The sequence below is a fragment of the Nocardia cyriacigeorgica GUH-2 genome (assembly GCF_000284035.1).
GTDB lineage: Bacteria > Actinomycetota > Actinomycetes > Mycobacteriales > Mycobacteriaceae > Nocardia > Nocardia cyriacigeorgica_B.
In genome coordinates this window covers 841,036-867,060 of record NC_016887.1, presented here as the reverse complement: position 1 = coordinate 867,060, position 26,025 = coordinate 841,036, and the positions used below count along the sequence as shown (strand labels likewise).

The following is a 26,025-nucleotide window of genomic DNA, read 5'->3' as shown; positions in this document are numbered from 1 at the left end:
CAGAGGTACTATAACGACTACGATAGCCGCGGTGAGCTATCGACTGGAGATGGTCAACGAAGTCCGCGATTGGCTCCACCAGCTTCGCCGAGACGATCGTGCAAGCGCGATCCTCGTCGGTCAGGCGATTACTGCCTTGCTCGACGAGGGGCCGGCACTGGGTCGACCGTTGGTGGATCGAATCAAAGGTTCGACTGTGCACAACCTGAAGGAGCTGCGACCAGGGTCTACTGGAACAAGCGAGATCAGAATCCTGTTCGTCTTCGACCCGGAGCGCAATGCGGTGCTCTTGGTTTCCGGCGACAAAGCGGGGAACTGGAAGTCCTGGTACCGGGCGGCGATCCCGACCGCGGAGTACCGGTACGAGATGTATTTGAAGGAGAAGGAGCGCTCATGAGCAGCACTCATGGATACGATCGTGACAGCTTCTTGTCCGAGTTCTTTCCAGAGGACTCCGAACGCACCGAGGTCGAGAACGGCGCTCGCCACATGGTCGAACTGAGCCGTGCCACCCGGCTGGCCGAGATGCGCAAACGCCTCGGATTCACACAGGCCGAGATCGCCGAGCGGATGCATGTGCGCCAGGAGCGGATCTCCGCAATCGAGCGGGCGGCCTTAGGTGCCGCCGAACTGCGGACACTCGCGGCCTACATCAAGGCTCTGGGTGGGCGAATGGAAATCGTCGCGGATTTCGGAGGCGAACGGATCATCGTTGGCTGACCGAGCCGGTGCCCTGGCCATCAATCCGCGTGATCCCCTGATGGTTATCGCACCACGACCGGGCGGGTTGTCGCGTACTGCGACAACCCGCTCGTCCGTTTACACGGAGACCGGCTCCAACCTCCACCCGCTCGCCCGCGAACGCTCGTTCCAGAAGTCGGCGTAGCGGCCGCCCAGCGCCAGGAGTTCGTCGTGGGTGCCGCGTTCGATGATGCGGCCGCCGTCGACGAACAGGATCTGGTCGGCGTGGGCGATGGTGGCCAGGCGGTGGGCCACCACGATGACGGTTTTGTCGCGGGTGAGTTCGTGGATGCCGCGCACCACCACCGCTTCGCTGTGCGGGTCGAGGGCGCTGGTGGCCTCGTCCAGCAGGACGATGGGCGCGTCCTTGAGCAGGGCGCGGGCGATCGAGACCCGTTGGCGCTCACCGCCGGACAGGGTGGCGCCGCCTTCACCGACGGAGGTGTCGAAACCGTCGGGCAGGCGGTCGGCGATCTCGTCGACGCGGGCGGCGACGGCCGCGCGGCGCACCTCGTCGTCGGTGGCGTCGGGCTTGCCGATGCGGATGTTGGCGGCCACCGAGCGGTTGAACAGGTAGACGTTCTGGAACACCAGCGACAACTGACCGAGCAGCGTTTCCGACGGCTGCTCGCGCACATCGTGTTCGCCGACGCTCACCCGGCCGGAATCCACGTCGTAGAACCGGGCCGCCAGCCGCAGCAGCGTCGTCTTACCCGCACCGCTCGGGCCGACGATCGCGGTGGTGGTGCCGGCGGGCACGGTGAAACTCACCCCGGAGATCACCGGTTCACCCGGGCGGTAACCGAATTCAACATTGTCGAACACCACGGACGGCGCGCCGGGAGTCACCGGCTTGTCCGCTTCCGGCAGCACGGGTTCGGCCAGCAGTTCGCTGGCCCGATCCACCGCGGCGGCGGCCGAGCGCAGCGCGTTGCCGAGCTGCGCGGCCTGGTTCAGCGGTTCGATGAACCGGGCGCTCACCGCGATCAACGCGATCGCGGCGGCCGCGGAGATCGCGCCATCGGTGACCTGACTGATCACCACATAGGCCAGCACCAGGAACACGGCCTGGACGAACAGGGCGAACAGGATCAGCCCGGGAACCGCCGAGAACACCGCGCGGGTGGTGGCCGTCTTCTGCTGACGCAGCGCCGAATCCAGCGCCTTGTTACCGGAACCGACCGCCCCGAAGGCCCGCAGCACCGGCTGGGCCTGCGCGAACTCGACCACCCGGGCATCGGCTTCGGCCGCCGCGGCATGCATCCGGGCGTCCGAGCGCAGGTAGGCGCGGTTGGCGAGCCGGTTGACCGCGAACAGCACCGGCGCGGCCAGCAGCATCGTCAGCGAGATCCGCCAGTCGATGAACAGCATGCCGAGACCGACACCCAGCGGCACCACGATGCTGGTGAGCACCTTGGCGGTCAGGTAAGCGACCGCGCCCTGGATCTCGCGCACGTTCTCCACCACGATCCGCGACAACGGCGCGGCGCTGTGGGTTTCGAACCAGCCCAGCGGCAGGGCGTTGAGCTGATCACCGAGCCGGGTCTGCAAACCGCCCTGCATACCGACCGCGATCCGCAGGCCGATGGTCGCCTGGACGTAATGCAGCCCCGCCATGGCCGCGACGGCGACCACCATGAGCGCCGCCCAGAACCAGGCGCGGCCAAGATCGTTGTCGAACACCGCCTCCAGCACCGGGACCAGCAGCAGATAAGCCGCCGCCTGGGACAGCGCCTGCGCGATGATGACCGCGATCAGCCGCGGCGTGAGCCGGGCGTACTCCTCGGGTACCAGCCCGAAAACCTTGCCGATCACCGGGACTCCTCCGCATCGATCAGGGCCACCGCGCCGAGTGCGGCCTCGTTTATTTCCCACAGCCGCTGGTAGGTGCCGCCGGCTTCGCGCAGGCTCGCGTGATCACCCTGTTCGACGAGCACACCGTCTTCGAGCACCAGGATCCGGTCGACGCCGGTGATGGTGTGCAGCCGGTGCGCGATCACCAGCACCGTGCGGCCGGCCACCAGCACCGCGAGCGCGTCCTGCACCGCGGCTTCCGATTCCGGGTCGGCGAAGGCGGTGGCCTCATCGAGCACCAGCACGGGTGTATCGGCCAGCAACGCTCGCGCGATCGACAGCCGTTGCGCCTCACCGCCGGACAGTGTGGCGTCGACGCCGATCTCGGAGTCGTAGCCGCGCGGCAGCGCCATGATCCGGTCGTGGATCTGCGCGGCGCGTGCGGCCTGCTCCACCGCCGCCGCATCGGCATCGGGCCGGGCCAGCAGCAGGTTGTCGCGGACGGTGCCGCGGATCAGTCGCACATCCTGGAAGACGAATCCGACGGTGCGGTACAGCTCTTCGGTACCGAAATCGCGGATATCGCGGCCGCCGATGGTGATCCGCCCGGCGCCCACGTCGTAGAAGCGTGGCAGCAGTTTGGCGAAGGTGGACTTACCGGAGCCGCTCGGCCCGACCAGCGCGGTGATGGTGCCCGGGGCCAGCTCCACGCTGATATCGCGCAGCACCTGGTGGTCGTCGCGGTAGCCGAAGCTCACCGACTCGTAGCGCACCAACCCGGGCTCGGCCTTGTCGACGGCGCCGCCGGTACCGGTGCTCAGTTCGGGAGTCTGCTGGAGTTCGTGCAGGCGCAAGGCGGCGGCACCGGCGGCGCGCAGCGTCTGCCCGCTGTAGCCGAGGCCCATCAGGGCGCTGCCGAGACCGAGACCCACCAGCAGGAACGGCAGCAGATCCAGCGGCTCGAGCCAGTCGAGGCCGACACCGGCCAGCCCGGCCAGCACGATCACCAGCATCACGAACACCGGCGCGACGGTGATATCGGAGACGGCTTGCAACCGGATCATCGGCGTCTTCCACCGGTCCAGGCTGCGGGTCTGCCCGTCGACCGCCTCCTGGAACGCGCCGTGCGCCTTACCGGCCTGGCCGAAGGCCCGCACCACCTGGATGCCGTCGACGAACTCGATGGTCGCCTCCTGCACCCGCCGTTCCCAGCGGTTGTAGATGGCGAGCTTGTCGCGGCGGTCCTGATCCATCATCCGGCTCAGCGCGATGAAGTAGGCGATCAGCGGCAACAACAGCACCAGCGTCAGCCGCCAGTCGACGGTGAACAGATAGCCGAGGGTGACCAGCGGGACCACCAGCGCACCGACGAACTCCAGCCGCGCGTGCGCCACCAGATAGTGCAGGGCTTCGACGTCGTCCTGGAGGTATTTCTTCACCTCGCCGGAGCTGCGTTCGCCGAACCAGCCCAGCGGGACCCGGGTGAGTTTCCCGGCCAGCAGCCTGCGCACCGTGAGCTGGTATCCGGCGTCGGTCAGATGCGACCACGTCATCGCGACGGCCTGCAGACCCGCCTGGACCGCCAGCACGATCACCGCGATGGCCAGCAGCCGCCAGACCCGGTCGGTATCGACCGGGTCGCGCAACAGTTCGCGGCACACCTCGACGATGAGAATGAACGGCACCACCACGCACACCGAGGCGATCGCGACGAGCAGGCTCGCGATGGTGAGCGTCGCGCGCACCGGCGCCAGGATTTCCCGGCGAGCCTTCGTCTCGGCTTGTTTGCGCTGCTTCTGCACCGCGCGGGGCGGCCGGTTCCCCGTCTCCGCCGCGGGCAGCGGCGCGACCTCCACCGTCATGAGTCCTCGCTTTTGTCGTGGTGTTCGCCGAAGATCGCCCCATCTTCACACACCGCCGGAACGCAAGGAAAGGCAAGCCTAAGTTATCCACAGGCGTGACCGGCGTTTCTCCGGTAGTCCACAGATGCGGTTTCTCCCGCCCGCGCCGAGCCGCGACGTGCTAGGGAATGGTGGCGGCGGTCACCGCGTTGTCGCTCGACAAGTCACCGCTACGAGCGAGGAGAGCACGATGACCGCAGCCGGATCCGCGCAACTCATCGACACCACAACAGAATTCGGCGCCAAGGTCGCCGGGCGCCTGGACGGCGAACAGGTCGTCTGGCTGACGACGGTCGGCCCCAGCGGTACCCCGCAGCCGAACCCGGTGTGGTTCCTGTGGCGCGCGGGCGAAATCCTGCTCTTCAGCCAGCCGGACCGGCCGAAGCTGCGCAATATCGCGCGCAACCCGCGGGTCTCGCTCAACCTCAACAGCACCGAGAGCGGCGGTGAGGTGGTGGTGCTCACCGGAACGGCCCGCATCGACGACAGCACGCCGGGGCCGGAGGAAATCGAGGCCTACGTCGAGAAGTACACGGAGGGCCTGAAGAGCATTTCGATGACGCGCGAGCAGTTCTTCGAGGAGTACTCGGTGCCGGTCCGCATCACCCCCGACCGGCTGCGCGGCTTCTGACCAGGAACGTCTACTAATCTCGTTACCGATGAGAAGAAGGCAGCAGCCGCCGCTGCCGAAGCGGTACGGCTTGGATCCGGCCCGGCTTCGGTTGCCGGAGGACGGCGAGTGGGCGACGATCCGCGACCATCTGGTGCACCGCCTGCCCAGGGTGCCCGCCGCCCGCATCGATGAGCTGCTGCGCGAGGGCGGCATCGTCGACCTCGACGGTCCGATCGCACCCGACGCGCCGTACGTGCCGGGCGGTGCGGTGTGGTTCCACCGGGACCTGCCGGCCGAAACCGAGGTGCCCTTCGACATTCCCGTCGTCTACCGCGACGAGCACCTGCTGGTGGTGGACAAACCGCACTTCCTGGCGACCATTCCACGCGGTCAGCACATTCTCCAGACCGCGCTGGTGCGGTTGCGGCGCGAGCTGGATCTGCCCGACCTGATCCCGGCACACCGCCTGGACCGGGCCACGGCCGGTCTGGTCCTGTTCGTGATCGATCCCACCCGGCGCGGCGCCTACCAGACGATGTTCCACAAGCGCACCGTGCGCAAGGAATACGAGGCGATCGCGCCGTACGATCCGGCGCTGGAACTGCCGCGCACCGTGCGCAGCCGGATCGTCAAGGAAAAGCAGGTGCTCGCCGCGCAGGAGGTGCCCGGCGAACCCAACGCCGAGACCCTCATCGAACTGCTCGAACACCGCGACGGACTGGGCCGCTACCGGCTCTACCCGCGCACCGGGCGCACCCATCAGCTGCGGCTGCACCTGAACTCGCTCGGCATCCCGATCCTCGGCGACGACTTCTACCCCGTGATCACCGACAAACCGGTGCACGATTTCACCCGCCCGCTGCAATTGCTGGCCTCGGCCATCGAGTTCACCGACCCGATCAGCGGCGAACCACGCCGGTTCGAGACCCGCCGCACACTGCAGGCCTGGACCGATCTCGAGGGCTGGCGCACCGGAGGGTGATCAGTATCTCCGTCCCAGGCAGCGCTCAGGAACGCTCCGTACACTATCGGCGATGCTCTCCACCGACCTCGATCCCGCGGCACCGGTCCGCCGCCACAAGATCCACGCTTACCTCGATGTAGCCGTCGTGGTCGCGGTGCTGGCGGGTACCAATCTGATCGCGCATTTCACCACCGCCTGGGCCAATATCGTCACCGTTCCGGTGGCGGCGCTCGTGCTGCTGACCATGATGCGCCGGCGTGGCCTCGGCTGGTCCGAGCTGGGGTTGTCGCGACGACACTGGAAGACCGGCGCGCTCTACGCACTCGCCGCGGTCGGCGTGGTACTGACCGTGGTCGCCATCGGTGCGGCGCTACCGATCACCCGCCCGTTCTTCATGGCCGACCGCTACGCCACCATCTCCGGTGCGCTGATCGCGTCGATGATCATCATTCCGCTGCAGACCGTGATCCCCGAGGAACTGGCCTTCCGCGGCGTCCTGCACGGCACCCTCGGCCGCGTCTACGGCGCGCGCGGGGTGTTCGCGGCCGGATCGCTGCTGTTCGGCCTCTGGCATATCGCCTCATCGCTCGGCCTGACCTCGGGCAACCGTGGCCTGTCCGAGATAGTCGGCGGCGGCCTGGCCGGCCAGATCGCCGGCATCGCCCTCGCGGTAGCCGCGACCGCGGTCGCCGGCGTGGTCTTCACCTGGCTACGCCACCGCAGCGGCAGCCTGCTCGCCCCCATCGCCCTGCACTGGTCGGTCAACGGCGCCGGCGCCCTGGCCGCGGCCATCGTCTGGCAGACCACGATCGCCTAGCGCAGCGCCGGTATCACCTCGCGCTCGAACAATTCGATCCCGGACAGGTCGAACGCGGCTTCGGGGAAGTAGCAGATCGCGTACTCCATGCCGAGATCGCGCAGCTCGGACAGGTTCGCGATCACCTGGTCGACCGTGCCGACCCCGGGCATGCCGACGAATGCGCTCATCGAGGCCTCCACCTGCTCGGGCGGAGCGAACTCGGCCAGATGATCGCGCAGCTTGTCCAATCGCTGCTGCACCTCGGCTTCGGTGCGGCCGATGGCGATGTTGAAGTCGGCGGTCCGGGTGATGGCCTCGAAATCGGTTCCCGCCTCGGCGCAATGCTTGCGCAGCACCTCGGATTTGTGCGCGAAGCCTTCGGGTGTCCCGTCGAAGTTGGTGTAGTCGGCGTATCGCGCGGCGATCGCGAGGGTGACCTTCTCACCGCCGCCCGCGATCCAGATCGGGATGCCGCCCTCCTGGAGCGGTCGCGGGGCGACGATGGCATCATCGACCTGGTAATACTTGCCGTCCAAGGTGGCGCGGCCCTGGGTCCACGCCTGGCGGAAGATCTGCACACCCTCCCGCAACCGTCCCAGCCGCTCCCCGGCCGACGGAAACCCGTATCCGTATGCCCGCCATTCGTGCTCGTACCAGCCGCCGCCGATCCCCATCTCGATCCGGCCACCCGAAATCACGTCGGCGGTCGCGGCCACCTTGGCCAGATAGGCCGGATTGCGGTAGCTCATCGCGGTGCACATCTGACCGAGCCGGATCCGGTCGGTCACCGCGCCGAGCGCCGAGACCAGCGACCACGCCTCGTGAGTGGCCTCCTCGGTGGGCACGGGCACGGTGTGGAAATGGTCGTACACCCACAGCGATTCCCACTCCGTGCCCGCGTCGGCGCGCCGGGCGAATTCCCGGATGAGCGGCCACTGGCGGCGCGGTTCGATCCCCACGAGATCCAGCCGCCAGCCCTGCGGAACGAACATTCCGAATCGCATGATCACACCCATCCGTGTCGTGGTGACGCACGCGCGAAACGCGGACGCGGCCGCCGGTGGCGACCGCGTTCCATCCTGCCCGAGGCCGGCAGGTTCAGCAGTGCTCGCAGATGCCTGTGGCGGGGAGCTGGATGAAGCAGCTGGAGCAGACCACCGCGCGGGTGTCCGGGTCGGACTTGGCGGCGGTGGTGCGGGTGGGGGTGCTGCTGCCGCTGCGGCGGGGGGAGCCGCCGCGCGGGATGAGTGGGGGGACGCCGCCGTCGGCGGGGACGTCGGCGCCGTAGGCCGCGTAGCAGGCCCAGCGGGCGTAGGCGGCGTGCGATTCGATGTCGGCGGGGATGGGGAGGTCGGCGAGTTCGAGGACGTACTTGTAGCTGTCGCTGACCTTGAGGTTCTGCTTGACGCACAGGGCGGTCAGCGGGGGCTCGCCGGCGTTGTGGCAGCGGCGCGCGACCTTACGCAGGATCGCGTCGATCCAGGTGCGCGTCGGTGCGTCGGTGCGCACCCCCGCCATGGTCTGCACCCGCTCGGCCAACTCCTTGACCGTCACGAAATGCCCATAGCCGGTGGCGGTTTCGGCGAGCACCTCGTGCGCGGCCAGAGCCCACGCCACGGTTGCGTCCCGGAACATCACCCCCGTGCCGTCGTCGATCCGCCAGGCTCCCGATGTCGTCGTCGCAGCATCCCTCATAGCCCGTCCACGTTAGCCCCCGATACCCGCGACACGCCAAACCGGTCGCGGGCGAATCATGTTTCGGCTTCATCACATTCGTGCCGGGAAAAGCCGAAGGCCCGCTTCCGGAAAGGAAGCGGGCCTTGGTGACTTTCGAGCCGAGGAGAAAGGCTTACTTGGCCTTCTCCAGGACCTCGACCAGACGCCAGCGCTTGGTGGCCGACAGCGGACGGGTCTCCATCAGCTGAACGCGGTCGCCGATGCCGGCGATCTCGTTCTCGTCATGCGCCTTCACCTTGGAGGTGGTGCGAATGATCTTGCCGTAGAGCGGGTGCCGCGTACGGTCTTCCAGCTCGACGACGATCGTCTTGTTCATCTTGTCCGAGACAACGTAGCCGGTGCGAACCTTGCGGCTGTTGCGCTGGACTTCCACTTTGTCGCTCATGCCGCATCTCCCTTACCAGCGGGTCCGGTGGCCAGACCGAGCTCACGCTCACGCATGACCGTGTAGATACGCGCGATCTCGTGACGCACCACACGCAGACGACGGTTGTTGTCCAACTGTCCCGTCGCCATCTGGAAGCGCAGGTTGAACAGCTCTTCCTTCGACTCACGCAGGCGGGCGACGAGCTCGTCTTCGGTGAGCTCACGGAGCTCTGCGGCCGGTGTTCCGGTAGCCATCAGAACTGCTCCTCCCTGGTCACGATCCTGCACTTCATGGGGAGCTTGTGCATCGCGCGGCGCAGGGCCTCACGAGCAATCTCCTCGTTGGGGTAAGACATTTCGAACATCACGCGGCCGGGCTTGACGTTCGCGACCCACCACTCCGGCGAACCCTTACCGGAACCCATGCGGGTTTCGGCCGGCTTCTTGGTCAGCGGGCGATCCGGGTAGATGTTGATCCAGATCTTGCCGCCACGCTTGATGTGGCGGGTCATCGCGATACGCGCCGACTCGATCTGCCGGTTGGTGACGTAGGCAGGCTCGAGAGCCTGGATGCCGAACTCACCGAACGCCACCGAGGTGCCGCCCTTGGCCATACCGGACCGGCTCGGGTGATGCTGCTTGCGGTGCTTGACCTTGCGAGGCATCAGCATGCGTCAGCCCTCCTGTGTCTCTGCCGGTGCCTCCGCCACGGCGGTGGCGGCGCGGCCGGCCTCGGTGCTGGTCGCAGTGGTGCCAGCGGAACCGGAACGACGCGGACGGCTCGGACGCTCGCGGCGCGGGCGATCGCCGGCCGGAGCGCTCGGGGCGGCCAGCTCACGCTTGCCACCGACGATGTCGCCCTTGTAGATCCAGACCTTCACACCGATACGACCGAAGGTGGTCTTGGCCTCGTAGAGGCCGTAGTCGATGTCGGCACGCAGCGTGTGCAGCGGCACCCGACCCTCGCGGTAGAACTCCGAGCGCGACATCTCGGCGCCACCGAGGCGGCCCGAGCACTGCACACGGATGCCCTTGACGTTCGGCGAACGCATGGCCGACTGGATGGCCTTACGCATCGCGCGACGGAACGCCACACGGTTGGACAGCTGCTCGGCCACACCCTGGGCAACCAGCTGGGCATCGGACTCGGGGTTCTTGACCTCGAGGATGTTCAGCTGAACCTGCTTGCCGGTGAGCTTCTCCAGCTCGGCGCGGATGCGGTCGGCCTCGGCGCCGCGGCGGCCGATGACGATGCCCGGCCGCGCGGTGTGGATGTCGACGCGAACCCGGTCACGGGTGCGCTCGATCTCCACCTTCGAGATGCCCGCCCGCTCCATGCCGGTGGACAGCAGCTTGCGGATGGCGACGTCTTCCTTGACGTAGTCCGCGTACTGCTTGTCGGCGTACCAACGGGACTTCCAATCGGTGGTGATACCGAGGCGGAAGCCATGGGGGTTGATCTTCTGTCCCATTTACTTTGCCCCTCCCTTCCGGCGGCTACGAGTGGCGCCGGCAGTGGGCACGCTCTCGACCTCGATGGTGATGTGGCTGGTGCGCTTGCGGATCCGGAACGCGCGGCCCTGGGCCCGCGGCTGGAAACGCTTCATGGTGGCGCCCTCGTCGACGTAGGCCGTCGAGATGACCAGCGTGTCGGGGTTGAGGCCGAGGTTGTTCTCGGCGTTCGCCGCGGCACTCGCCACGACCTTGGCGACCGGCTCGCTCGCGGCCTGCGGCGCGAACTTCAGGATCGCCAGAGCGTCTTCGACCCGCTTGCCGCGGACCAGGTCCACGACGCGACGAGCCTTCATCGGGGTGACGCGCACGTGCTTGGCGGTCGCCCGGGCAGTGGGGTTCTGAGTCTCAGTCGTCATCGCCGCTTGCTCTTCCGGTCTTCCTTGACGTGGCTCTTGAACGTCCTGGTCGGCGCGAACTCACCGAGCTTGTGCCCGACCATGTTCTCCGAGACGAACACCGGCACGTGCTTGCGGCCGTCGTGGACGGCGAAGGTGTGACCGATGAAATCCGGGGTGATGGTCGAACGACGCGACCAGGTCTTGATGACCTGCTTGGTGCCCTTGTCGTTCTGCACGTCCACCTTCGCTTGGAGGTGGTCGTCGACGAACGGGCCCTTCTTGAGGCTGCGTGGCATTTCTTACCTCCTCCTTCAGCGCTTCTTGCCGGTCTTACGGCGGCGGACGATGAGCTTGTCGCTCGGACGGTTGGGCTTGCGGGTGCGGCCTTCCGGCTGACCCCACGGCGAGACCGGGTGGCGACCACCGGAGGTCTTGCCCTCACCACCACCGTGCGGGTGGTCGACCGGGTTCATGACGACACCACGGACGGTGGGACGGCGTCCCTTCCAGCGCATGCGGCCGGCCTTGCCCCAGTTGATGTTCGACTGCTCGGCGTTGCCGACCTCGCCGACGGTGGCGCGGCAGCGCACGTCGACGCGGCGGATCTCACCGGAGGGCATACGCAGCGTGGCGTAGGGGCCTTCCTTACCCAGCAGCTGGATGCTCATACCGGCCGAACGGGCCAGCTTGGCACCGCCGCCGGGACGCAGCTCCACCGCGTGGATGGTGGTACCGGTGGGGATGTTGCGCAGCGGCAGGTTGTTACCCGGCTTGATGTCGGCGGTGGGGCCGGACTCGATCGGGGTGCCCTGCGTCACGCCCTTGGGGGCGATGATGTAGCGCTTCTCGCCGTCGCGGTAGTGCAGCAGCGCGATGTTCGCGGTCCGGTTGGGGTCGTACTCGATGTGCGCGACCTTGGCCGGGATGCCGTCCTTGTCCAGGCGACGGAAGTCGATCACGCGGTAGGCCCGCTTGTGACCGCCACCGCGATGCCGGGTGGTGATGCGACCGTGGGCGTTACGACCACCGCTCTTGGTGAGCGGACGGATCAGCGACTTCTCGGGGGTCGACCGGGTGATCTCGGCGAAGTCCGAGACAGACGACCCGCGGCGGCCCGGGGTTGTCGGCTTGTACTTACGGATTGCCATGAGTTCTTCTCTGCTTTCTGGATTCCCAGGCGCTTACGCGACCGGGCCTCCGAAGATCTCGATGGGCTTGCTGTCGGCCGAGATGGTCACGAGCGCGCGCTTGGTGTTCTTGCGCTTGCCGTAACCGAAGCGGGTCCGCTTGCGCTTGCCCTGACGGTTGGCGGTGTTGACGCTGGTGACCTTGACGCCGAAGACCTTCTCGACGGCGATCTTGATCTGCGTCTTGTTCGAGTCCGGGTGCACCAGGAAGGTGTAGGTACCTTCCTCGATCAGCCCGTAGGACTTCTCCGAGATGACCGGCGCAAGCAGGATGTCGCGGGGGTCGGCGATGGTGGTCACTTGCTCTCCTCCTGTGCCGCCTCAGCCGGCCCGTGCACGAAGGCGTTGAGGGCCTCGACGCTGAACACGACTTCGTCGCTTTCCAGCACGTCGTAGGTGTTGAGCTGATCCGGCGCGATCGGGTGCACGAACTCGAGGTTCTGCACGCTCTTCCAGGCCGCGATGTCCTCACGGCCGAGCACGACCAGGAACTTCTTCCGGTCCGACAGCTCGGACAGGAAGGTCTTCGCGGTCTTGGTCGACGGGGTCTGGCCCGCGACCAGTTCGCTGATCACGTGGATCCGCTCGTTGCGCGCGCGGTCCGACAGCGCTCCGCGCAGCGCGGCGCGGATCATCTTCTTCGGGGTCCGCTGGCTGTAGTCACGCGGCTTCGGGCCGTGCACGGTGCCACCACCGGCGAACTGCGGCGCGCGGGTCGAGCCCTGACGGGCGCGGCCGGTGCCCTTCTGCCGGTACGGCTTCTTGCCACCACCGCGGACTTCACCGCGGGTCTTGGTGGAGTGCGTGCCCTGACGCGCGGCCGCGAGCTGGGCGACGACGACCTGGTGCATCAGCGCGATGTTGGCGGTCGCGTCGAAGATCTCCGCGGGGAGTTCGACGGTGCCGTTGGTCTTGCCACCCAGTTCCTTGACCGGCAGGGTCAGGTTGGTCTTCTTCTCAGTGCTCACAGCGCTCATGCGTGCGCACCACCCTTCACGGCGCTCTTGACGATCACGACGCCGCCCTTGCGACCCGGGATCGCACCCTTGATCAGCAGCAGGCCGTTCTCGGCGTCCACCTTGTGAACCGAGAGGTTCTGCGTGGTGACGCGGTCGTTACCCATGCGGCCCGACATGCGCATGCCCTTGAACACGCGGCCGGGGGTGGCGCAGCCACCGATGGAACCCGGGCGACGGTGCACGGCCTGCGCACCGTGGGAGGCACCCTGGCCACGGAAGCCGTGGCGCTTCATGGTGCCGGCGAAGCCCTTGCCCTTGCTGGTGCCGGTGACGTCGACGAAGGTGCCCTCTTCGAACACGTCGGCGGAAAGCTCCTGGCCGACCTCGAAGGAGGAGGCGTCGGCCACGCGGATCTCCGCGATGTGGCGACGCGGGGTGACGCCGGCCTTGGCGAACTGGCCGGAGACCGGCTTGTTCACCTTGCGCGGGTCGATCGCGCCGAAGGCGAGCTGCACGGCGCTGTAGCCGTCGCGCTCTTCGGTGCGGATCTGGGTGACGACGTTCGGTCCGGCCTTGATGACGGTCACCGGGACGACGCGGTTCTTCTCGTCGAACACCTGGGTCATGCCGAGCTTGGTGCCCAGGATGCCGGCCGCTGGCCTGTTCTTGTTATCAGTCATGTCTCGAGTCCCCGTCACTGAATGTTGACGTCGACGCTGGCCGGCAGGTCGATACGCATGAGCGCGTCGACCGTCTTCGGCGTCGGGTCGAGGATGTCGATCAGCCGCTTGTGCGTACGCATCTCGAAGTGCTCGCGCGAGTCCTTGTACTTGTGCGGCGAACGGATGACGCAGTACACGTTCTTTTCGGTCGGCAACGGCACCGGCCCGACGACCCGGGCCCCGGTGCGGGTCACCGTCTCGACGATCTTGCGCGCAGACGCGTCGATCGCCTCGTGGTCATAGGCCTTGAGCCTGATGCGGATCTTCTGTCCCGCCACGCTAAGTGTCCTTTTCTCCGCTTTCGTTCGTGATCCGGAAGCTGGGCTTCCGTACCACCTCATTGGCACAGTCCGAACACACGAAGACGTCTCAGAGGAGACCACGACCGGGACGCACCCAGTCTTCGCCGCTGTTCATCTGTCATGGTTCTCCGGTCCACGCGGTCGGGCGTGTCGCCCGTCCGCTCATTCCTCGGCCCCGGAAATCACTCCATGTCGGGCTCGGAACATAGTCCCGGACGTACCCACACCGAAAACGGTGAGGTACACGATTCGTACTGCCTGCCCCACCCGACCATCCGTTTCAGCGAAACGGGCACGGGCCGGTGCAAGGCAACCCGAACAGTATGCCCGAACCCCTCAGCCCGATCAAATCGGGGTCCCTGCACCCACGAATACGGCTCTGACGTGCGATGTCGTGGCGCTCTACCGAGCTATCTTACTGCGGAGTAAGATAGCTCGCATGACCAAAGAAACCGCGACCTACCGCGGCTGGAAGAAGCTGCCGGACAACCGCCTGGGCCACACCCTGTTCTCGCTCGGCATGGTCGCGCGGGTGCCCTACTTCGGCACCGTGCTGCCCAATGTCGTGCGGCTGGAGCCCGGCCTGTGCGAGGTCACCTCGCCCAAATGGTTCGGTATCCACAATCATCTCGGCACCTTCCACGCCATCGCGGCGTGCAATCTGGCCGAGGTCGCGATGGGCATGCTCAGCGAGGCCACCGTGCCCGCCACCCACCGCTGGATCCCGAAGGCGATGAACGTGCAGTACCTGGCCAAGGCCGAGACGGGGCTACGCGCGGTGGCGAAGCTGCCCGAGATCCCGGACTTCGGCTCGATCGTCGAGGGCACCGAGATCGTGGTACCGGTGTCGATCTACGACAAGCACGGCCTCGAGGTCGTGCACGCCGACATCACCACCTGGGTCACGCCGAAGTAGCCGCCGCGGCCGCGGTCCGCCACTCAGCAGGGCAGCGGGCGGTCGCGGCCGTCGAGTGCGATGAGGACGGCGGTGATAGCGCGGGCGTCGGCGAGCATGGCGCTGTGATCGGCCCGGTCCGCAGGGCAGCCGTCCTGCAACCAGATATTGCGGTCGTCGGCGCCGGGCTGGGCGAGCAGCGCGGTGTCGGTGGGCGTGATCACGGTGTCCGCGCGGGAGGCGATCGCGGTGTAGCGGATGCCGGGCAGCGTCTCGCCGCCGGCACTGAGCCGGTGCAGCAGGGGTGAGCCGGCCGCCTGCTGCGCACCCGGAGTGCCGAAGACCTGGGTGGCGATCTGCGCGTCGGTCAGCCCGAGCGCGGCCAGATCGGGATACATCTCACGCAACCCGTCCCAGGTGGTGCCCCGGTACGGCGTGCCGAGGGTGACGACGGTCGCGACCTCGTTGCCACCGCGTTCGCGCAGGTACTGCCGGATGACGTTGCCGCCGGTGGAATGACCGACCAGGGCCACACGCGGGGCGCCGGTGCGGTCGCGCACGGTGCGCACCACGCCGGCGAGTTCGTCGGCCATGGTCTCGATCGAGGCCACACCCCAGACCGGGCGGCCCGACAGCGCCGCACCGACCGGGCCGACACCGACCGAGGAGCCCGCGTGCCCGCTGACCGCGTCGACCAGGGCGGGCCCCTGACCCAGATTGGCCGCGAACACGCAGTGCCCTTCCGCGCGCAAGGCCGGAGCCAGCACACCGAAGCTGCGGGTGATGTCGGTGCCGGAGCCGTGCACCAGCACCACCGGCTCCCGGCCGGGTGCGAGCACACAGCCGGAATCGTTCGCGCCGGGCAACGGCGGCAGCAGCACCTGCGCCGTCCCGGACGGCGCGAGCAGGATCGCCGCGAATGCGACGGTGATCACTACGACGACGAATCTCGCTACCCCGCGGACCAGATGTCCGGGGGCCGGTATCGCGTTGCGCATGTCATATCCCCAGCGCCGGAGCCAGCGTCGGCCAGGAATCCTTCAGCGCGTCCTGCCAGTAGCCCCAGGAATGGGTGCCGTCGGGCCGGAAGTTGTAGGTCGCCGGAATTCCGAGATCGTTGAGCCGGTCCTGCATATTGTGCGAGCAGTAATTCGTCGCGGCCTCGATGATTCCGCCGAGCACGATTTGATTCGCGAAAAGCCATGGGCCTTCCAGCGAATACTTACCGCCGTATTGGTCGTACATACCGGGCAGGCCGCTGCCGCTGGAAATGTAGAGCGCTTTTCCGCGCAGGCCCTCCGCCTGGACGTAGGGGTCGTTGGCAGCCCAAGCCGGATCGCTGGGCGGGCCGTACATGTTGTCCTTCTCGGCCAGGCCCCACTCCTCGATGGTCAGCCGCACGAACTCCTGGCCGGCCGGATCGCTGATCTGGGCGCAGCCGCTGTAGGCGGCCGCGGCGTCGTACAGATCGCCGGTGGTGGCCGCCAGGGCGAGGCTGCTGGTGCCCGACATGGAGAATCCGGCGATGCCGTTGCGGCCGCTGGTGCCCAGGTATTCGTCGATCAGCGGCGGCAGTTCGCTGGTGAGGAAGGTCTTCCACTTCTGCTTGCCCAGCCGCGGGTCGTCTTTTTGCCAGTCGGCGTAGTAGCTGAACATGCCGCCGATCGGCGAGACCGCGTGCACGTTCTTGTCGGCGAGGAACTCCAGCACATCGGTCTTGGTCCCCCAATTGGAGCCGTCCACCCCGCCGCCCGCGCCGAGCAGCAGATACAGCACCGGCCGCGGCACGCCGGTATCGGCGGCCTTCATCACCTCGACCGGAATGTCGAGATCCATCGCCGCCGAATGCACCGTGAGGGTGACATTGCGGGCGTCGCGCTCGGATACCGCGACAATCGACGATGCCGCGCGGGAATCCGTCGTCTCGGCGTACGCCGAGACGGGAAGGATCGCGGCCGCGGTGACCGCGGCGGCCACCAGCCCGAGCTGGCGGAGGAATCGGCCTCTCATGATGTCCCTTCTGCACAGTGGAACACCTCGATGCTCCGAAAGCAACGCTATGTTGCGGCACAACAACTTTCACGACTGGAATTGCGGGGACACCAGAAATGGGGGCAGCCCTGCGCACTGCGGCGGCGGAATTCGGACCTATTCGAATTTCGCTGTAACAGCAGCGCTTTGCGGGCCGATATATCGCGGCACACCTGCCGGATGGTTGCGTCGGCGTGTCGGGAACGGTTTGAATGCCTCTATGGCAGTCAGCGCGGTTCACAAGGTCGACGTCTGCGTCGTCGGGCTCGGCCCGGCCGGCCGGGCCCTGGCACACCGCGCGCAGGCCGCCGGCTTGTCCGTCGCCGCGGTCGATCCCCGGCCGGACCGGCTGTGGCCGCCCACCTTCTCCTGCTGGGTGGACGAACTGCCCGACTGGTTACCGCAGAGCGCCATCGCGAGCCGGATCGAGGCGCCCACCGTCTGGGCCAGGAGCGAGCACCGCATCCTCCGCCCGTATTGCGTGCTGTCCAAGCCGGGGCTGCGGGACGCGCTGCCGCTGGACCCGGCCACGGTGCGGGCCGGACGTGCGGCGCGGGTGGAACCGCATGTGGTGGAGCTGGCCGACGGCACGGTGATCGCGGCCGACGCCGTCGTCGATACCCGCGGCCTGCCCTCCCCCGGCTCCCGGCGCACGGCCAGCGCGCACGGCATCTTCGTCGACGCCGAGACCGCCGCCCCGATGGTGGCCGACGGTGAGGGTCTGCTGCTGGACTGGCGGCCGGAGAATGGCGCGAGCAATGCCGAACCGCCGTCGTTCCTGTACTCGGTCCCGCTCGGCGACGGCACGGTGATCTTCGAGGAGACCAGCCTCGGACTGCGCGGCGGCATGCCTCAGCACGAATTGCGCAAGCGCACCCTGAACCGGCTCGCCGCCCACGGCATCCGGCTCACCGGCAGCGAACCGACCGAGGCCGCGCACTATCCGCTGGACCAGCCGCCGCCGAAGAAGGGCACCGGCCGGGTGATCCCATTCGGTTCCCGCGGCGGCATGATGCATCCGTGTACCGGTTACAGTGTTGCCGATTCGCTGGCGCTGGTCGATACCGCGATCGATGCGATCCAGCAGGGCCGTGATCCGGTGGCCGCGCTGTGGTCGCCGCGGGCGCGGCTGGTCTATTGGATGCGGATGCGCGGGCTGTGGGGGCTGGGCCGGCTGACGACCGAGCAGTCCATCGCCATGTTCGAGGCGTTCTTCACCGCCTCACCACGCGGCCAGCGGGCGCTGCTGTCCGCGCACGACGACTACACCGCGCTCGGTGCCGTGCTGGTCAATACCGTCGCCCACACCTGGCCGTTCCGCTGGCGCTACGACCTGGTCGGCTGGACCAACCGCAACCGCTGGGTGGGCTACGAGTACGAGCCCGCGCCCGCCCGCGAACCCCGCCGGATCAGCTGAATCAGGCGCCGGTTTCGGCCGCCCGCCGGTAACCGCGCACGGCCGGGTAGGCGAACACGATGACGATGCCGACTGTCCACAACAGTGTCTTGATCATCGGCTCGGCCACCGGCCCGCCGTAGGACAGTCCGCGCATGGCGTCGATGGCGCAGCTCATCGGCTGGTTGGCCACCACGTCCTGCAACCACACCGGGTAGGCGTAGACGGGGACGAAACCGGAGTTGAAGAACATCAGCAGGGTGTTGATGATGCCGATGACGTTGACCAGCATGACGCCCTCGGTGAGGGTCGCCAGTGCGGTCACGAACACCGCGAACCCGACGCCGAACAGCACCGGGATGCCGATCAACGCCAGTGCCGCCACCGGGCCCTGATCGAACCGGAACCCGATGCAGAAACCCACCGCGATCACGAACAGCGTGGTGACCAGCACCCGGATCGCCTCGGCGAACAAACGCCCGGTCAGGCCCGCGGCCCGGTGCACCGGCATGGTCCAGAACCGGCCGAGCAGCCCGGTGGCCTTCTCGGTTTTGAAGCCGAGCGCGCTGACCACCGCGCCGGCCATCGCGGCGACCAGGGTGATCATCGGGACGGTGCCGTAGACGCTCGGTTTGCCGGTAGCCGCGGTGATCGAATCGCCCAGCACGATCCAGAACATCAGCAGCGTCAGCGCCGGGTACAGGATGGTCTGGATGGTGGTCGCGGGATCGCGGGCCCACACCAGCAGCAGCCGTTTGGTCTGGATCAGGCTGTGGGTCCACCAGTTGGCGAGCGAGCTCTCCGAACGCGCGTGCACGGTCGGCAGCGGGGTGTTCCACCCGGTCTCCGGCGCGTCGGTCATCTCGACGTCCGCGGATGTCTGCACTGAACTCATGACCGCCTCACGCTCGCCCACACCGCCAGCGGCGCGAAGACCACGCCCGCGCCGATCAACCACACCAGCGGCACCCACAGCACCTGCCAGGTCACCCCGTCGGCGGCCATATCGCGCAGCGCGAACGACAGCTGCGAGATCGGCTGATTGCGCACGAACGGCCGGATCCACTCGGGAAACCCGGACTCCGGCACGAAACCGCAGGAGAGCATGCCGAAAATCAGGGTGGGCAGGGTCAGCGCCTGGCTCAGCGATTCCGGGCTCTTGGTCAGGCTGCCGAGGGCATCGGCGCCCAGCGACAGCACGATGCTGATGGCCAGCGAGAACACACAGAACAAGATCGCCTGGCCCCAGCCCGCCTCGAACCGGAATCCGATGATGTGGCCGTAGATCAGCGCCGCGGTCAGCGAGCACACCGACCGCACCACACCGGCGGAGATCCGCGCCGACAGCGGCACCAGCGTGCCGATCGGCATGGTCTGCAAACGGGTACTGAGCCCGGTCAGCGCCTCGAACGCGGACAGCTGGGCATTCGACATCATGGTGAACGCCATCGTCTGCAACACGATGATCGGCATGACGAACTGGGCGTAGTCGATGCCCTGGAACTTCATCACGTACCGCAGCGGCAGATAGAAGCCGAGGGTGAACACCAGCGGGGTGATGATCGCGACGATCAACTCACCCTTGGTGGCCATCGTCCAGATGATGCGGCCGGTCAGCGCGCGCCACTGGGCGAAGGAGGACAGCTTGGCGACGGGCAGTTCGGCGAACAGCTGGGTGCCGCCTGCCTCGGTGGTGGCAACACTCACGCGTGACCGCCCGAATGGCCGGTGATGGAGAGGAACACATCGTCGAGCGAGGGCCGCCGCAGCGCGATATCGGCCAGGTCGACCCCGGCAGAATCCAGCCGGCGCAACGCCTCGGCCAGGGTGGCGGCGCCCTCCGGCGCGGGGATGGACAGCCGGTCGGCGCCGTTCAGCTCGGCCGATACCGCGGCCGGCACCAGATCACCGAGCGCGGTGGCGGCCTTGGCCAGATCGGACGGATCCAGCGGGACGACCTCGCAGTAGCTGCCGCCGGTCTTCTCCTTGAGTTCGTCGGCGGTGCCCTCGGCGATGACGGTGCCCTTATCGATGACGATGATGTTGTCGCTGAGCACGTCGGCCTCTTCGAGGTACTGCGTGGTCAGCAGCACGGTGATGCCCTGCGCCTTGAGCGCGTTGACCAGATCCCACACGCCCTGGCGGCTGCGCGGATCCAGTCCGGTGGTCGGCTCGTCGAGGAACACCACCTCGGGGCGCACCACCAGGCCGCAGGCGATGTCGACGCGCCTGCGCATACCGCCGGAGTAGTTGCGCACCGCTCGGCGACCGGCGCTGACCAGGTCGAATTCCTCGAGCAGGGTGTCGGCGCGTTGGCGGGCGGCGGATTTGCTCAGGCCCATCAGCCGGCCGAACAGCTCCAGGTTCTCCCGGCCGGACAGGTTCTCGTCCAGCGCGGCGTACTGGCCGGTCATCATGATCGAACGCCGCACGCCCGCCGGATCCTTCTGCACATCGTGACCGGCGACGATCGCGGTGCCCGAATCCGGGCGCAGCAGCGTGGACAGGATCTTGACGGTAGTGGTTTTGCCGGCCCCGTTCGGGCCGAGCACACCCAGCACGCTCGCCTTCTTGGCGGTGAAGCTGATGCCTTGCAGCGCGTGCACCTCACCGAACGACTTCCGCACGTCCGTGACCTGGACGGCGGGTTCGCTCGCGGGCGCCTCGACATGATTCGAACTCGGCATCAACTCTCCACTATCGGCCGGGCAGGGGTGGGTCGCCGGAGCGCACGCAGCGACGTCCCGCATGGTGATCCGTACCGCCGGGCGCGATGTTACCGGCCCGGGTTTCGGATCCGGGGCGGTCCGGGCGCACCGGTGCTGCGGACCGTCCGGTTGTGCGCTTACTCACACTATCCGCCGGGTCTCGAATAGGCGCAGGTACGGCGGGTATTCGGCAGCAAGATGGCAGCGGCCGTACCTTGTCGGCCGGTCGGCGCGCCCATAGTCTTGGAGCCATGGCCGAGTCCGCGCAGCCACATGTGGCGGCGCGTTCGGGAGGATCGGGCCGACCGAGCGTGCTTACGTCCTACGACCCACGCACCGGGGAGACGGTCGGCACTTACGCCGTCCAGGATTCCAGCGAGCTGAAACGTGCCGTTCGCGCGGCCCGTGCAGCCGAAAAGTGGTGGGCGCACCTGAGTTTCGGTGCCCGCAAGCGATGGCTGCTGGACTGGAAACGCAGCATCGCCCGCCGCTCCGGCGAACTGATCGATATCGTCCGGGAAGAAACCGGCAAGCCCGAGGCCGATGCCGCCATCGAAGTCCTGCTGGCCATCGAGAACCTCGACTGGGCCGCCCGCAATGCCGGTCGCACGCTCGGCCGCAAGGTCATCGATTCCACCTGGCTCACCCGCAATCAGCGCGCCTCGGTGGGGTTCCTGCCGCTCGGCGTGATCGGCGTGATCGGCGCCTGGCACAACCCGGTGTTCACGCCGATGGGTTCGATCGCCTACGCGATGGCCGCGGGCAATGCGGTGGTGTTCAAACCGCACGAGCTGACCACCGGCGTCGGGGTGTGGCTGGCCCAGACCTGGGCGGAACTCGCGCCCGATCAGCCGGTACTGCAAGCGGTCACCGGCGACGCCACCACCACCGCCGCGCTGTGCCGGGCCGGGGTGGACAAGATCGCCTACGCGGGCCCGGAAGCCGAGGGCCGCAAGGTGATCGAGCTGTGCGCGCAAACGCTGACGCCGGTGGTGGTGGAGTACAGCGGCAAGGGCGCCATGGTGGTGCAGGTCGATGCCAAGCTCGACGAGGCTGCCGAGGCCGCGGTGTTCGGCGCCATGGCCAATGCCGGCCAGAACGCGGCGGGTGTCCAGCGCGCCTACGTGGCCGAATCGGTGTACGAACCGTTCCTCGATCTGGTGATCGAGCACGCGCGGCGGCTGCGGCCCGGCGCGGCCAGGAACGCCTCCTACGGGCCGATGATCCTCGAAGAACAGACCGATGTGGTCCGCAGGCAGGTGCGCGACGCGCTGGCCCGCGGCGGACGCGCGGTGGTCGGCGGGCTCGACTCGATCCGCGAACCGTACGTCGAACCGATCGTGCTGGCCGAGGTGCCGGAGGAAAGCCTGGTCGTCAGCGGTGAGGCCATCGGGCCGGTGCTGGTGGTGAACAAGGTCGCCGATATGGACGAGGCGGTGCGGCGGGTGAACGCCGTGGGCAGCGGGCTGTCGGTATCGGTGTTCACCCGCGACGTCGCCAGCGTCGAAGCGTTCGCCGAACGCCTGCGGGTCGGCGTGGTGACGGTGAATTCGGCGACCGCGTGCACCGGGATCCCAGCGCTGCCGTTCGGCGGAGTCGGCGAATACGGGCAGGGCCACAGCCATGGCGAACTGGGACTGCTGGAATTCACCCGCACCCTGGCCATCGCCCGCACCAAGTACCGCGCACCGCTGAAACTCACCACCTTCGAACGCAATTCGCGGCAGTTGCGGATCGCACGCACGATCTTCCGGCTGCGGCACGGACGCTGAGGCGGGGCCGGGTCAGCCGAGCAGCACCGCCATCATCAGCGCGTGCACCCGGGAAATGTGCTCCGGCCGGGCATCGAACCGCACCAGCCTGCCCACATCGATCACCTGCCCGATCGCCGCGTGCACCCGGAACCGGGCCTCGATCGGGTCGCCGTCGAGCAAATTGGCCCATTCGAGCACGTTCTGCCGCTGGATGGCGCGCAACTTGTGCTGCTCGGCCTGCGGCAGGTTGCTGAATTCGGCGTAGTAGACCGGCATGATCTCCGGCATCGCGAAACTGAGCCGGGCGTAGCGGTCGGCGATGCGGTCCACGGCGTCGGCGCGGCTGGTGGCCTCGGCCAGCGCCTCGCTGATGGCGATGGCGAGGCGGTCGCCGGTGCGGTGGAAGGCGGCGGCGAGCAGATCGGATTTGCTGCTGAAGTAGCGGTAGACGCTCGAGGCATTGATGCCGACGGCCGAGCCGATCTCCTCGATGCTGGCCTCGTGATAGCCCTGCCTGCCGAAGATGCGGATGGCCTCGGTGAGCAGCTGTTCGCGTTTCGAGGTGACCGGAAGCCCGCGCGGCTGCGGCGCCGGATCGGCCGAACTCGGCGCGGGCGGCAGCTCGGCGCGCACGATCGCGGTGGACATGGCCTGCAGCAGCGGCAGCAGCCGGGCGGTGGACAGCGCGGTGCGGTGGGCGGAGATGCTGCCGATGGTGCTCAGCACGCCGGCCGCGAGCAACGCGACGTCCTCGGGCGAGGCGTCCGGGCGCAGGTGCGCGATCGGTGCGGCGAAGGTGGCGTTGAGGCCGTCGTAGAGCTTCTTGATCCGGGTGCGGTCGTCCTTCTCCAGATAACGCCGCTCCCAGCGGTACAGCCCGGCCTCGCGCCGGATGTCGATGGTGTGGTCGGCGACGGCGCGGATCAGCGTGTCCAGGCGCTCGGCGGGGTCGAGCCCGGGATCGTCGGCGGCGGTGGCGACGTCGAGCAGCTGGCGGGCCCCCTCCTCGGCGGCGGCGACCAGCAAGGCGTACTTGTTGGCGAAATGGCGGTACAGCGCGGGACCGGAGATGCCGACCTCGGCGGCGATCTCGTCCACCCCGACCGGGTAGTACCCGCGTTCGCTGAACGCGCGAGCCGCCGCCCGGATGATCTGGACCTTGCGATCCTTGGGCCTGCGACGCACGGTTCGACCGCCCGCCGGCCGCGTGCGCACGAGGTCGACCTCGCTGCGATCGGCGACCATGTTGCTCTCCGTTCTGCGGCGGCGCCACCGGTTGACAGCGCCGGACGAATCATCCTAAGTTAACCACAATTCGCAAAGTTAACCACGATTCACGGCCGGTGTCCGCCGAATCGCAGCACAGGGAGCGGAAATGGTCAGCGACGGTTCATCATCCCCGACCGCCGGATTCAGCGCCGTCCGGGACGGCCGGATCCTCCGGGTCACCATCAGCAACCCGGGCCGCAAGAACGCCCTCTCGTACCAGACCATGGTCGCCCTCGGCGACACTTTCCTGGCGCTGGCCGATGATCCGTCGGTGCGGGTGGTCCTGCTGACCGGCGACGGCGCCGACTTCTGCACCGGTGCCGACCTGGCCGCCGACACCAACGGCATCACCCCCGAGATGACGATGGACGCGGCCAACCGCCTGGTGCGCGCGATCGTGAACGCACCGGTCCCCGTCATCGCGCGTATTCGCGGGGCGGCGGCGGGTGTCGGCGTGGGTATCGCGCTGGCCGCCGACCTGGTCTACGCGGCCGACGATTCCTATCTCCTGCTCGCCTTCATCAACATCGGCCTGATGCCCGACGGCGGCGCGGCGGCGCTGGTGGCCGCCGCGGCCGGACGCCCGCTCGCCACCGAGATGGCGCTGCTCGGCAAGCGCCTGCCCGCCCCGGCGGCCCAGCAGGCCGGGCTGCTCACCGCGCTGCCGGTCGACGAACTCGACGCCGCCGTGGACGCGGCCGTGGACAAGATCGCGCACGGCCCGCGTCGCGCGCTCGAGCTCACCAAAAAGGCACTCAACCTCGCCACGCTGCGCGCTCTGGACGAGGTGCTCGAGGCGGAGAAGACCGGTCAGGTGGAGCTGCTGGGTTCGGCTGATTTCCGGGAGGGCGCCGCGGCCATGCTCACCAAGCGCAAGGCCGTTTTCGCCGACTGACGCACACCGGTCGCCGCAGCCCCGATACCGGGGACTATGTTGACCGGCTATGACTTACCTGGTTACCGGGGCAACTGGGTTCATCGGTCGGTTCCTCATCCCCGAACTCCTCAAACACGCGGATGACATTCATGTGGTCGTGCGGCCGGGGCCGAATTCGGCCGCACGCTTCGACTATTGCGCCAGAGAGTGGTCGGCCGGTGACCGGGTGCGCCCGGTGCCGGGCGATCTCGGCGCGCCGGGGCTGGGCCTGGACCCGATGTGGCTGGCCGAACACCGCGGCCGCATCGACCATGTGTTCCATCTGGCCGCCGGCTATGACGAGCAGCGCTACCGGGACGCGCAGCAGCGGCCGCTGGAAGAGCTGGGGCGGGCCAACGGCACCCGCAATGTGGTCGAGCTGGCGGCCGATCTGCGGGCGCAGCATCTGCACCATCTGTCGACGGTCGAGGTCGCCGGACGCTTCGAGGGCCTGTTCGCCGAGGACATGTTCGATGTCGGGCAGACCGTGACCACACCGGCCCAGCGGGCCGCCGTCGAGGCCGAGCGGATCGTGCGCGAATCGGGACTGAACTGGCGGATCTACCGGCCCTCCATCGTCGTCGGGCATTCGGTGACCGGCGTCAACGACCGCGTCGACGGTCCGTACTACTTCTTCCGGCTGTTGCGGATGGCCGCGCAACTGCCGCGGCTGCTGCCGGTGCTGGTGCCGAAACTGGGCGAAACCAATATGGTTCCGGTGGATTTCGCCGCGCAGGCACTGGCCCGGCTCGCGCATCTACCCGGTCCGGCCGGGCAGACCTTTCATCTGGTGGATCCGCGCAGGCGCGGTGCGGTGGCGGCGCTGAATCTGTTCGCCGACGAAGCGGGCGCACCGCATCTGGTGGAGATCATGCCCAAACGCACCCTGGACATGATGCTGCGGCTGCCCGGCGCCCAACGGGCACTCCCCCGGGTCGGGGTGCCGCTCGACATCCTCGAGCACAGCGAGTTCAGCTGCTGGTTCGACTGCAGGCACACCACCGCCGCGCTGGCGGGCAGTGGGATCGCGGTGCCGCCGCTGGAGTCCTACGCGCCGGTGCTGTGGCGGTACTGGATCGAGAACTGGGTGTAGCCCGGAAACGGCGACGGCCGCCCCG

At 67.9% G+C, this 26,025-nt stretch carries 31 protein-coding genes; 10 read left to right on the top strand and 21 right to left on the bottom strand.

Annotation, left to right across the window (positions count from 1 at the left end; genetic code table 11):
* Positions 1–31 precede the first annotated feature (31 nt).
* Complete coding sequence (locus tag NOCYR_RS03990; RefSeq protein ID WP_231856027.1) at positions 32–397, top strand: type II toxin-antitoxin system RelE/ParE family toxin; 366 nt, start codon at positions 32–34, stop codon at positions 395–397.
* The gene (locus NOCYR_RS03985) at positions 394–720 is read left to right on the top strand and encodes a helix-turn-helix domain-containing protein (protein WP_014349069.1); all 327 of its coding nucleotides are present in this window, start codon (positions 394–396) and stop codon (positions 718–720) included. Before NOCYR_RS03990 ends, NOCYR_RS03985 begins: the two co-directional genes overlap by 4 nt.
* Positions 721–819: 99 nt before the next feature.
* Here NOCYR_RS03985 and NOCYR_RS03980 read toward each other — a convergent pair whose 3' ends face one another.
* Positions 820–2,556, bottom strand: coding sequence for an ABC transporter ATP-binding protein (locus NOCYR_RS03980; RefSeq protein WP_014349068.1), 1,737 nt, complete (start codon positions 2,554–2,556; stop codon positions 820–822).
* Positions 2,553–4,397: an ABC transporter ATP-binding protein gene (locus NOCYR_RS03975; protein ID WP_014349067.1), complete on the bottom strand. Its 1,845-nt coding sequence runs from the start codon at positions 4,395–4,397 to the stop codon at positions 2,553–2,555. The genes NOCYR_RS03980 and NOCYR_RS03975 overlap by 4 nt, the downstream gene beginning before the upstream one ends.
* Positions 4,398–4,626: 229 nt before the next feature.
* Between NOCYR_RS03975 and NOCYR_RS03970 the strand changes: the two genes are divergently transcribed.
* Genes NOCYR_RS03970 through NOCYR_RS03960 form a run of 3 tightly spaced genes read left to right on the top strand, consistent with a single transcriptional unit; the run spans position 4,627 to position 6,830 of the window.
* Positions 4,627–5,067, top strand: coding sequence for a TIGR03667 family PPOX class F420-dependent oxidoreductase (locus NOCYR_RS03970; RefSeq protein WP_014349066.1), 441 nt, complete (start codon positions 4,627–4,629; stop codon positions 5,065–5,067).
* Positions 5,068–5,095: 28 nt separating this feature from the next.
* On the top strand, positions 5,096–6,031 hold the full coding sequence (locus NOCYR_RS03965) for an RluA family pseudouridine synthase (protein WP_048832760.1): 936 nt from the start codon (positions 5,096–5,098) through the stop codon (positions 6,029–6,031).
* Positions 6,032–6,083: 52 nt separating this feature from the next.
* On the top strand, positions 6,084–6,830 hold the full coding sequence (locus NOCYR_RS03960; protein ID WP_014349064.1) for a CPBP family intramembrane glutamic endopeptidase: 747 nt from the start codon (positions 6,084–6,086) through the stop codon (positions 6,828–6,830).
* Here NOCYR_RS03960 and NOCYR_RS03955 read toward each other — a convergent pair.
* The 13 genes from NOCYR_RS03955 to rpsJ all read right to left on the bottom strand — a co-directional run bounded on the left by NOCYR_RS03955 (position 6,827) and on the right by rpsJ (position 13,914).
* Entirely contained in the window at positions 6,827–7,816 is a 990-nt protein-coding gene (locus tag NOCYR_RS03955; RefSeq protein WP_014349063.1) for an LLM class F420-dependent oxidoreductase, read from the bottom strand. The two genes, NOCYR_RS03960 and NOCYR_RS03955, sit on opposite strands and share 4 nt — an antisense overlap.
* Before the next feature lie 94 nt (positions 7,817–7,910).
* On the bottom strand, positions 7,911–8,507 hold the full coding sequence (locus NOCYR_RS03950; protein ID WP_228781134.1) for a hypothetical protein: 597 nt from the start codon (positions 8,505–8,507) through the stop codon (positions 7,911–7,913).
* 154 nt (positions 8,508–8,661) lie between these two features.
* Positions 8,662–8,934, bottom strand: coding sequence for a 30S ribosomal protein S17 (rpsQ, locus tag NOCYR_RS03945; protein WP_014349061.1), 273 nt, complete (start codon positions 8,932–8,934; stop codon positions 8,662–8,664).
* Positions 8,931–9,170 (bottom strand): 50S ribosomal protein L29, encoded by a 240-nt coding sequence (gene rpmC / locus NOCYR_RS03940; protein ID WP_014349060.1) that lies wholly within the window; start codon positions 9,168–9,170, stop codon positions 8,931–8,933. The genes rpsQ and rpmC overlap by 4 nt, the downstream gene beginning before the upstream one ends.
* Positions 9,170–9,586, bottom strand: a complete 417-nt coding sequence (gene rplP, locus NOCYR_RS03935) for a 50S ribosomal protein L16 (protein WP_014349059.1) — start codon at positions 9,584–9,586, stop codon at positions 9,170–9,172. The genes rpmC and rplP overlap by 1 nt, the downstream gene beginning before the upstream one ends.
* Before the next feature lie 3 nt (positions 9,587–9,589).
* Positions 9,590–10,387 carry a 30S ribosomal protein S3 gene (gene rpsC, locus NOCYR_RS03930; protein ID WP_014349058.1) on the bottom strand — a complete coding sequence of 266 codons (798 nt, stop codon included), beginning with the start codon at positions 10,385–10,387 and terminating at the stop codon, positions 9,590–9,592.
* Positions 10,388–10,786, bottom strand: coding sequence for a 50S ribosomal protein L22 (rplV, locus tag NOCYR_RS03925; RefSeq protein WP_014349057.1), 399 nt, complete (start codon positions 10,784–10,786; stop codon positions 10,388–10,390).
* The gene (gene rpsS / locus NOCYR_RS03920) at positions 10,783–11,064 is read right to left on the bottom strand and encodes a 30S ribosomal protein S19 (protein WP_014349056.1); all 282 of its coding nucleotides are present in this window, start codon (positions 11,062–11,064) and stop codon (positions 10,783–10,785) included. The genes rplV and rpsS overlap by 4 nt, the downstream gene beginning before the upstream one ends.
* Before the next feature lie 15 nt (positions 11,065–11,079).
* The gene (gene rplB / locus NOCYR_RS03915; protein ID WP_014349055.1) at positions 11,080–11,916 is read right to left on the bottom strand and encodes a 50S ribosomal protein L2; all 837 of its coding nucleotides are present in this window, start codon (positions 11,914–11,916) and stop codon (positions 11,080–11,082) included.
* Positions 11,917–11,949: 33 nt separating this feature from the next.
* On the bottom strand, positions 11,950–12,255 hold the full coding sequence (gene rplW / locus NOCYR_RS03910) for a 50S ribosomal protein L23 (RefSeq protein ID WP_011207266.1): 306 nt from the start codon (positions 12,253–12,255) through the stop codon (positions 11,950–11,952).
* A complete protein-coding gene (gene rplD / locus NOCYR_RS03905; RefSeq protein WP_014349054.1) occupies positions 12,252–12,932 on the bottom strand; it encodes a 50S ribosomal protein L4 in 681 nt (226 codons plus the stop codon). The genes rplW and rplD overlap by 4 nt, the downstream gene beginning before the upstream one ends.
* Entirely contained in the window at positions 12,929–13,594 is a 666-nt protein-coding gene (rplC, locus tag NOCYR_RS03900) for a 50S ribosomal protein L3 (RefSeq protein WP_014349053.1), read from the bottom strand. Before rplC ends, rplD begins: the two co-directional genes overlap by 4 nt.
* A 14-nt stretch (positions 13,595–13,608) precedes the next feature.
* Positions 13,609–13,914 carry a 30S ribosomal protein S10 gene (gene rpsJ / locus NOCYR_RS03895; protein WP_003938093.1) on the bottom strand — a complete coding sequence of 102 codons (306 nt, stop codon included), beginning with the start codon at positions 13,912–13,914 and terminating at the stop codon, positions 13,609–13,611.
* A 463-nt stretch (positions 13,915–14,377) separates the two neighbouring features.
* Here rpsJ and NOCYR_RS03890 point away from each other — a divergent pair, with 463 nt between their 5' ends.
* Positions 14,378–14,854 (top strand): hotdog fold domain-containing protein, encoded by a 477-nt coding sequence (locus tag NOCYR_RS03890; RefSeq protein WP_014349052.1) that lies wholly within the window; start codon positions 14,378–14,380, stop codon positions 14,852–14,854.
* Positions 14,855–14,877: 23 nt separating this feature from the next.
* On the opposite strand, the gene NOCYR_RS03885 is transcribed toward NOCYR_RS03890, so the two are convergent.
* A complete protein-coding gene (locus NOCYR_RS03885; RefSeq protein ID WP_148280519.1) occupies positions 14,878–15,831 on the bottom strand; it encodes a lipase family alpha/beta hydrolase in 954 nt (317 codons plus the stop codon).
* Position 15,832: 1 nt separating this feature from the next.
* Positions 15,833–16,843 carry an alpha/beta hydrolase gene (locus NOCYR_RS03880; protein WP_014349050.1) on the bottom strand — a complete coding sequence of 337 codons (1,011 nt, stop codon included), beginning with the start codon at positions 16,841–16,843 and terminating at the stop codon, positions 15,833–15,835.
* A gap of 241 nt (positions 16,844–17,084) precedes the next feature.
* Between NOCYR_RS03880 and NOCYR_RS03875 the strand changes: the two genes are divergently transcribed.
* Positions 17,085–18,281, top strand: a complete 1,197-nt coding sequence (locus NOCYR_RS03875; protein WP_014349049.1) for a lycopene cyclase family protein — start codon at positions 17,085–17,087, stop codon at positions 18,279–18,281.
* Position 18,282: 1 nt separating this feature from the next.
* Here NOCYR_RS03875 and NOCYR_RS03870 read toward each other — a convergent pair whose 3' ends face one another.
* From NOCYR_RS03870 to NOCYR_RS03860, 3 genes are read right to left on the bottom strand one after another with little or no spacing between them, the layout of a single operon-like run.
* Entirely contained in the window at positions 18,283–19,155 is an 873-nt protein-coding gene (locus tag NOCYR_RS03870; RefSeq protein WP_014349048.1) for an ABC transporter permease, read from the bottom strand.
* Complete coding sequence (locus tag NOCYR_RS03865) at positions 19,152–19,967, bottom strand: ABC transporter permease (protein ID WP_014349047.1); 816 nt, start codon at positions 19,965–19,967, stop codon at positions 19,152–19,154. The genes NOCYR_RS03870 and NOCYR_RS03865 overlap by 4 nt, the downstream gene beginning before the upstream one ends.
* Positions 19,964–20,947: a daunorubicin/doxorubicin resistance ABC transporter ATP-binding protein DrrA gene (locus tag NOCYR_RS03860; protein ID WP_014349046.1), complete on the bottom strand. Its 984-nt coding sequence runs from the start codon at positions 20,945–20,947 to the stop codon at positions 19,964–19,966. Before NOCYR_RS03860 ends, NOCYR_RS03865 begins: the two co-directional genes overlap by 4 nt.
* Positions 20,948–21,219: 272 nt before the next feature.
* On the opposite strand from NOCYR_RS03860, the gene NOCYR_RS03855 reads away from it, so the two are divergent.
* Positions 21,220–22,740, top strand: coding sequence for an aldehyde dehydrogenase family protein (locus NOCYR_RS03855; protein ID WP_081505300.1), 1,521 nt, complete (start codon positions 21,220–21,222; stop codon positions 22,738–22,740).
* 12 nt (positions 22,741–22,752) lie between these two features.
* Here NOCYR_RS03855 and NOCYR_RS03850 read toward each other — a convergent pair whose 3' ends face one another.
* Entirely contained in the window at positions 22,753–23,967 is a 1,215-nt protein-coding gene (locus tag NOCYR_RS03850; protein ID WP_014349044.1) for a TetR/AcrR family transcriptional regulator, read from the bottom strand.
* Between the two features lie 130 nt (positions 23,968–24,097).
* Between NOCYR_RS03850 and NOCYR_RS03845 the strand changes: the two genes are divergently transcribed.
* Both NOCYR_RS03845 and NOCYR_RS03840 read left to right on the top strand, forming a co-directional pair.
* Positions 24,098–24,886 carry an enoyl-CoA hydratase gene (locus tag NOCYR_RS03845; protein WP_014349043.1) on the top strand — a complete coding sequence of 263 codons (789 nt, stop codon included), beginning with the start codon at positions 24,098–24,100 and terminating at the stop codon, positions 24,884–24,886.
* A gap of 49 nt (positions 24,887–24,935) precedes the next feature.
* Positions 24,936–26,000 (top strand): SDR family oxidoreductase, encoded by a 1,065-nt coding sequence (locus NOCYR_RS03840; RefSeq protein ID WP_081505299.1) that lies wholly within the window; start codon positions 24,936–24,938, stop codon positions 25,998–26,000.
* Positions 26,001–26,025 lie beyond the last annotated feature (25 nt).

Excerpts from the sequence above, each read along its gene's own strand:
- NOCYR_RS03985 (WP_014349069.1), top strand. The coding sequence starts at position 394 with ATGAGCAGCACTCATGGATACGATCGTGACAGCTTCTTGTCCGAGTTC.
- NOCYR_RS03975 (WP_014349067.1), bottom strand. The coding sequence starts at position 4,397 with ATGACGGTGGAGGTCGCGCCGCTGCCCGCGGCGGAGACGGGGAACCGG.
- NOCYR_RS03970 (WP_014349066.1), top strand. The coding sequence starts at position 4,627 with ATGACCGCAGCCGGATCCGCGCAACTCATCGACACCACAACAGAATTC.
- NOCYR_RS03965 (WP_048832760.1), top strand. The coding sequence starts at position 5,096 with ATGAGAAGAAGGCAGCAGCCGCCGCTGCCGAAGCGGTACGGCTTGGAT.
- NOCYR_RS03960 (WP_014349064.1), top strand. The coding sequence starts at position 6,084 with ATGCTCTCCACCGACCTCGATCCCGCGGCACCGGTCCGCCGCCACAAG.
- NOCYR_RS03955 (WP_014349063.1), bottom strand. The coding sequence starts at position 7,816 with ATGCGATTCGGAATGTTCGTTCCGCAGGGCTGGCGGCTGGATCTCGTG.
- NOCYR_RS03950 (WP_228781134.1), bottom strand. The coding sequence starts at position 8,507 with ATGAGGGATGCTGCGACGACGACATCGGGAGCCTGGCGGATCGACGAC.
- rpsQ (WP_014349061.1), bottom strand. The coding sequence starts at position 8,934 with ATGAGCGACAAAGTGGAAGTCCAGCGCAACAGCCGCAAGGTTCGCACC.
- rpmC (WP_014349060.1), bottom strand. The coding sequence starts at position 9,170 with ATGGCTACCGGAACACCGGCCGCAGAGCTCCGTGAGCTCACCGAAGAC.
- rplP (WP_014349059.1), bottom strand. The coding sequence starts at position 9,586 with ATGCTGATGCCTCGCAAGGTCAAGCACCGCAAGCAGCATCACCCGAGC.
- rpsC (WP_014349058.1), bottom strand. The coding sequence starts at position 10,387 with ATGGGACAGAAGATCAACCCCCATGGCTTCCGCCTCGGTATCACCACC.
- rplV (WP_014349057.1), bottom strand. The coding sequence starts at position 10,786 with ATGACGACTGAGACTCAGAACCCCACTGCCCGGGCGACCGCCAAGCAC.
- rpsS (WP_014349056.1), bottom strand. The coding sequence starts at position 11,064 with ATGCCACGCAGCCTCAAGAAGGGCCCGTTCGTCGACGACCACCTCCAA.
- rplB (WP_014349055.1), bottom strand. The coding sequence starts at position 11,916 with ATGGCAATCCGTAAGTACAAGCCGACAACCCCGGGCCGCCGCGGGTCG.
- rplD (WP_014349054.1), bottom strand. The coding sequence starts at position 12,932 with ATGAGCGCTGTGAGCACTGAGAAGAAGACCAACCTGACCCTGCCGGTC.
- rplC (WP_014349053.1), bottom strand. The coding sequence starts at position 13,594 with ATGACTGATAACAAGAACAGGCCAGCGGCCGGCATCCTGGGCACCAAG.
- NOCYR_RS03890 (WP_014349052.1), top strand. The coding sequence starts at position 14,378 with ATGACCAAAGAAACCGCGACCTACCGCGGCTGGAAGAAGCTGCCGGAC.
- NOCYR_RS03885 (WP_148280519.1), bottom strand. The coding sequence starts at position 15,831 with ATGCGCAACGCGATACCGGCCCCCGGACATCTGGTCCGCGGGGTAGCG.
- NOCYR_RS03880 (WP_014349050.1), bottom strand. The coding sequence starts at position 16,843 with ATGAGAGGCCGATTCCTCCGCCAGCTCGGGCTGGTGGCCGCCGCGGTC.
- NOCYR_RS03875 (WP_014349049.1), top strand. The coding sequence starts at position 17,085 with ATGGCAGTCAGCGCGGTTCACAAGGTCGACGTCTGCGTCGTCGGGCTC.
- NOCYR_RS03870 (WP_014349048.1), bottom strand. The coding sequence starts at position 19,155 with ATGAGTTCAGTGCAGACATCCGCGGACGTCGAGATGACCGACGCGCCG.
- NOCYR_RS03860 (WP_014349046.1), bottom strand. The coding sequence starts at position 20,947 with ATGCCGAGTTCGAATCATGTCGAGGCGCCCGCGAGCGAACCCGCCGTC.
- NOCYR_RS03855 (WP_081505300.1), top strand. The coding sequence starts at position 21,220 with ATGGCCGAGTCCGCGCAGCCACATGTGGCGGCGCGTTCGGGAGGATCG.
- NOCYR_RS03850 (WP_014349044.1), bottom strand. The coding sequence starts at position 23,967 with ATGGTCGCCGATCGCAGCGAGGTCGACCTCGTGCGCACGCGGCCGGCG.
- NOCYR_RS03845 (WP_014349043.1), top strand. The coding sequence starts at position 24,098 with ATGGTCAGCGACGGTTCATCATCCCCGACCGCCGGATTCAGCGCCGTC.
- NOCYR_RS03840 (WP_081505299.1), top strand. The coding sequence starts at position 24,936 with ATGACTTACCTGGTTACCGGGGCAACTGGGTTCATCGGTCGGTTCCTC.